Genomic DNA, 2324 nt, shown 5'->3' on the forward strand with positions numbered 1-2324 from the left:
CTGGAAGCCATATTTAATCTAAAAGTGCCTGATTAGGTACTCTATTTTCATTTTGGCCCCGTTTTGCACTACAGACCGTATTTCTTTGAAACAGACTTTGCTCACAGACAATTATTCAACCCTTGATCCTTTCAACATAATGCTAAGCAACCTGAATCAACAAAACGATCTTTTAATCCAGCACTGGCTTCCCCTTTACTTAGGTCCGATTCAGCGGATGATGGCAGTTGGCGGGAAATATTTTCGGAGCTTATCGAACTCGTTTATGCTCTTTTATTTCAGGCTCAAGAGACGAACAAGCGAGTTGACTTTTGGACGTTCATGGTAAGATTCAGGTTATTACGTCGCTGGTGGGGTGGTTGCATGAGCGCCTTCCCGATTTAAAAGCCGACAAACCGGGCCAACTGGCGGCGAATCGATTAAATCGGTATTTTAATCAGGGAAGTGGTTATTTTGCCAACGGGTCATTCTTCTTCTGTCAATACGACAATGAGCTGGCTTTTTTTGTCGATGACCAACGCATTTATCTTCATCACCACATAGAGCGGGCAATTGATCTGGTAAAGTAGTATTTATCAGAAATTAGGTATCAGGTCCTGTCTTAAACTGGCTTGATGTTGGGTCAGTAGGAGAATGGTACCTGGGACGCCCCGAATTAGATAGGGCTTTTTATCTTTATTCAAAGTTAAAACAGAAATAGCTAACCGTTCCTTCAATTGATCTTTAAGGCTCTTGTACATAATCATTTTGTTTACTTTTAAACGAGTTGAAGAACAAGTTTATGCCACATATCTTCAAAGTCTGTCTTACTAATAGACGTAACAAGCGTTCTTGGCTGCTCTTGCCCAAATGTACTGGAATTAGTGTGTGCGGTCGACGATAAGGAACAAATGCCTTGTCGCATACCTTCGGAGGCGAAGCTTATCGTTCCCTCCGGGTTTATAATTACCTTTCGGGTCTCTAATCCCTCGTCATTGCATTCAGTATAGATTCGACTAGGCCAAAGAGCATTATTGCCGTTCCAGTCCTGTAAGGTGTGATAAGTATAGGTCATAAGTAAGTAAAAGAGAACACAGGTGAAAATTTCAAATAGACAAAAGTTCTTGTACGTAGGGCAGCTAAACGGAAATGCAATAGGATGAAACGTTTTTAGATGAGCCGAACGAAAAGTACCAGAGAGCTGGGCTGCAAGAAGACTAGTGAAGTACTGGTTCGTCCTAACGTTCGTTAACGGCGAACCTATGTTGGTCCCAAGCCAACGAGGCTATAGTACTATAACGGATTCGCACATCCATTGTTTTCAATTACTTGGAATGATTGTAATTAAGGACCTTCATTTTAGATTTGACAGTAGAAGCCCGCAACTTCACTTGTTAAACCATCTTATCTATTGATAGAAAGGTTTACCGTTTCAGTTGTGTGTGTGTCTTGTCCTAAAATAGATTGACCATCTAAAACGCCAATGGGACACTTATTTTTGCTTCGAAAACAGGAGCATGAGTTGCAGATGCGCCAGATGGTTGAAGAAATCAGCCTAGGCCGCTTAACGCTAGAACAAGCGATGGCCAAATACAAGGTGCTTACCCGTCAAACCGTTACTAAATGGCTGGAACGAGTTCGCCAGGAGGAAAACCAACGTACTGACGCCATGAAACAAGCCACTAAGGGACCACCCCCAACCATTGTTGAACAAATTGCTCATAAGGCCGATCAATTAGCAGGACAAATTAAACAACTCCAGCGAGAACTGGAACAGGCCCAACTTCAAACAATTTATTATAAAACCGTGATCCGGGTTGCCGAGCAGGAGTTAGGAATCGCCATCGAAAAAAAGTGCGATACCAAGCAATCCAACTCCTTCGAGTAAGCCATCCCCGTTTTCATGTCAGGCATATAAGGGGATTGTTTGGTTTTAGTCGTCAGGCATTCTATCAACACAAGAGTCGACAATTAACGGGGCAAGAGCGAGACCAACAAGTCTTAGCTTTGATTGAGCAAGTCCGAAGCGATCACCCGCGCATTGGGGGCAAGAAGCTCTATGAACTTATTAAAGAGGAACTGGTGAAAAGAAAGATAAAAATGGGTCGTGATGCTTTGTTTGATCTGCTAGCTGCTAACAATCTGCTAATTAGAAAGCGTAAACGAAAAATAATAACCACCTTTTCCCGGCACCGATTTCGCAAGTATCCTAACCTAATTAAAGAGCTGGCTATTCTGCGGCCCAATCAGGTTTGGGTAGCTGACATCAGTGCGCCATGAAGACGCAGTTTTTTTTGAAGACTGCGTTGGCTGATTTTTTGACCGGCAGTTGTAATACTGCCCGC

Annotated in this window: 3 protein-coding genes; 2 read left to right on the plus strand and 1 reads right to left on the minus strand. The window is 42.9% G+C overall.

Features of this window, described 5'->3' with window-relative positions:
• The first annotated feature begins 311 nt into the window (after positions 1-311).
• Positions 312-569, plus strand: coding sequence for a hypothetical protein (locus tag AC23NW_RS36045; RefSeq protein ID WP_487455535.1), 258 nt, complete (start codon positions 312-314; stop codon positions 567-569).
• Between the two features lie 188 nt (positions 570-757).
• On the opposite strand, the gene AC23NW_RS36050 is transcribed toward AC23NW_RS36045, so the two are convergent.
• The gene (locus tag AC23NW_RS36050) at positions 758-1054 is read right to left on the minus strand and encodes a DUF6881 domain-containing protein (protein ID WP_487455537.1); all 297 of its coding nucleotides are present in this window, start codon (positions 1052-1054) and stop codon (positions 758-760) included.
• A 408-nt stretch (positions 1055-1462) separates the two neighbouring features.
• Between AC23NW_RS36050 and AC23NW_RS36055 the strand changes: the two genes are divergently transcribed.
• Positions 1463-1867 carry a hypothetical protein gene (locus AC23NW_RS36055; protein WP_487455539.1) on the plus strand — a complete coding sequence of 135 codons (405 nt, stop codon included), beginning with the start codon at positions 1463-1465 and terminating at the stop codon, positions 1865-1867.
• Positions 1868-2324: the final 457 nt, after the last annotated feature.

The organism is Arsenicibacter sp. R0_47 (assembly GCF_057652235.1).

Excerpts from the sequence above, each read along its gene's own strand:
- AC23NW_RS36050 (WP_487455537.1), bottom strand. The coding sequence starts at position 1,054 with ATGACCTATACTTATCACACCTTACAGGACTGGAACGGCAATAATGCT.
- AC23NW_RS36055 (WP_487455539.1), top strand. The coding sequence starts at position 1,463 with ATGGGACACTTATTTTTGCTTCGAAAACAGGAGCATGAGTTGCAGATG.